General features: G+C 53.3%; 2 protein-coding genes. Both read right to left on the bottom strand.

Annotated features, from left to right (window positions below):
• Positions 1–156: 156 nt before the first annotated feature.
• Positions 157–612, bottom strand: a complete 456-nt coding sequence (locus QJQ48_RS27700; protein WP_346294441.1) for a universal stress protein — start codon at positions 610–612, stop codon at positions 157–159.
• Between the two features lie 73 nt (positions 613–685).
• The coding region (locus tag QJQ48_RS27695) for an HAD-IC family P-type ATPase (protein WP_346294440.1) at positions 686–2664 on the bottom strand (1979 nt) is incomplete at its 5' end.

Below are 2664 nucleotides of genomic sequence, written 5' to 3'. Positions count from 1 at the left end.
GCAGGCGCAGTCCGACTGCCCCGATTACGGCAGAAACTAACAATACAAAAGCAGTTTCATAGAAAGGGTTGGCTAGCAGTTCCATGATTAGGTATTTAGGAAACGTTCACAGTCAGGCTTAGAACCTTGGTCGCGGAAGCTTGAAAGCGTCAATCCTCAAGCTGGCTTGTGTACAACCATGACTGAGCAGGTTGCATGATGCACGACATAGTTACTGACGCTACCTAGCAGCATTTCACTCACTCCCTTACGCCCGTGACTACCAACAATAATCAAATCAGCACTCCAGGTTTTTGCAAGTTGACAAATGGCTGGTCCTACATTGCCGATTTCTTGCGTAAATTCTGCCTTAATTCCCATCTCTGTGGCTTTATCAGCCAAGTTTTTCAGCAATCTGGTATTAGCCGTTTCTATCCCCTGATATTTTTCTTGATAGGTTGCCCGATCTCGATCAGAATAGGGGGATACGGTGAGACTATTGTCTTCTTTAGGACTTAAAACGCTTAATAAATTAAGATTTGCCTGGATTTTTTGAGCCAGTTCAGTTGCCTGATCAAAGACATAGTGAAAGGTATCGCCGTATTCTATTGCAACCAGAATTCTTTCAATCATTTTTTGGGTTCCGTAAGGTCAGAGAAATCATTGATGGTGTTGCACGACTCGGATGAAATATGCGTCAACGACATCATCTAGACTCGTTGATGCGACGGGGTGAATCAATCTGATTGACGAGCACTGCAAACGGCACCATGGGCAGCATCGGCAGTAGACAAATTAACCACTGGTTCCAGGTCAGAGGTGCGGTTTCAAACAGCGTATTCATCACGCTCCACTGGCTAAATATCACCTGCAATATCACTGCCCCCAGAATGCCGCCGATCAAGATGGGGGCATTGGCAATGGAGGCTGATTTGCGACTTAAGAAATGAAGGATGCTAGCGCCTAACTGGCTGATGCTGAGCAGGTAAATAATGCGAGCAGCCACTAGCGCTTGAATGGCCACGGTGCGGGCAACGGCCACATCCCCAGTGGTTGCCTTAGCCCATTCAAAGATGCCAAAAATCAGAATCCAGTTGAACAAGGAAACTGCCAGAATCCGGCGTAGGAGCCGTCCGGTGAGCAATGATTCTCCTGGATGACGGGGCGGTTGCTTCATCAAGCCATTGGACTTGGGCTCAAAGGCGAGGGGCACCGTCATGGTCAGGGAATTGATCATGTTCAACCAGAGCACCTGAAGTGAGAGAATCGGCAAATCCCTAGCCAGCAGGGCACTGATCAAAATGGTCATGGATTCGCCGCCGTTAACGGGCAGCAGAAAAGCGATCGCTTTTCTCAAGTTCTGATAAACAGTGCGTCCCTCTTCTACCGCCGCTTCAATGGAGGCAAAGTTGTCGTCGGTGAGCAGCATGTCGGCGGCTTCCCGCGCCACTTCGGTGCCGTTTTTGCCCATGGCGATGCCGATGTCGGCCTGCTTGAGAGCTGGGGCATCGTTGACGCCATCGCCCGTCATGGCCACGATGTTGCCTTTCATCTGAAGGGTTTCCACCAGTCGCAGCTTTTGAGCGGGGGCAACCCTGGCAAACACATCCCCGTCAGTCACGACCTGAGCTAGCTGGGAATCGTCCATGGCGGCAAGCTGCCTGCCCTCGAAGGCAGTCACCTGATTGGCCTGGTGAATTCCCATGCGCTGGGCGATCGCCTGGGCCGTGGTAATGTGGTCGCCGGTGATCATCTTCACCTGGATACCTGCGGACTGGCAGGCATGGACGGCAGCGATCGCCTCTGGGCGAGGTGGGTCAATCATTCCCTGCAACCCTATAAATACCAGGTCTGATTGAATATCCTCGTGGTCGATGGCGTGATGATGCTCGCCTACCATCTTGCGGGCAAAGGCCAGTACCCGTAGCCCTTTAGCTGTCAGGGTCGCAACCTCTTGCTCAATTGCGGATTTATCCAGCGGAATCAGCTGCTCTGCCGATAGGACATGGGTGCAGCGCTGCAGCAACGCCTCCACCGAGCCTTTGACGTAGACGACGCGGGGAAGAGTATCGTGCAGGGTCGCCATGTATTGATACTCAGACTCAAACGGAATCGAGTCGAGCCGGGGCATGAGGCTGGTCGTTCCCGCCTGGTTCAGGTCTGCTTTGGCCGCTGCCGCAATTAAGGCCCCTTCCGTCGGGTCGCCTACTACTGTCCAGTGGTCTCCCGTTTGCTTGAGCTGACTGTCGTTACACAGTACCCCTGCTATCAGGCATTCCCGCAAGGCATCTGGTAAGCGATCGACCAGGCAGTTATCGGGCGCATCGCCAGCCCCAAGACCGATCTCTCCCTTGGGGCTATAGCCGCTGCCGCTGACCTGATAGGTCTGTTCCCCGGCATAAATCGCCTTTACCGTCATCTGGTTTTCAGTGAGGGTGCCGGTTTTGTCAGAACAAATGACGGTGGCGCTGCCCAAGGCTTCCACGGCAGGTAGTTTGCGGATGATAGCGTTGCGGCGAGCCATGCGGTTGACGCCGATCGCTAGGGTAATCGTCACCACGGCGGGCAGTCCTTCGGGAATGGCACTCACCGCCAGAGCCACCGCTGCTTCGAACATATATTCCCAGGACTCTCCCTGGCCTAGACCAATGGCAAAAGTGAGGGTAGCCAGGGTCAAGATGCAGT

Origin of the sequence: Sphaerothrix gracilis Ecp01, assembly GCF_030405905.1 — a bacterium.
In the GTDB taxonomy this organism is placed as follows: domain Bacteria; phylum Cyanobacteriota; class Cyanobacteriia; order Phormidesmidales; family Phormidesmidaceae; genus Sphaerothrix; species Sphaerothrix gracilis.
This window is presented reverse-complemented; position numbering and strand designations above follow the sequence as displayed.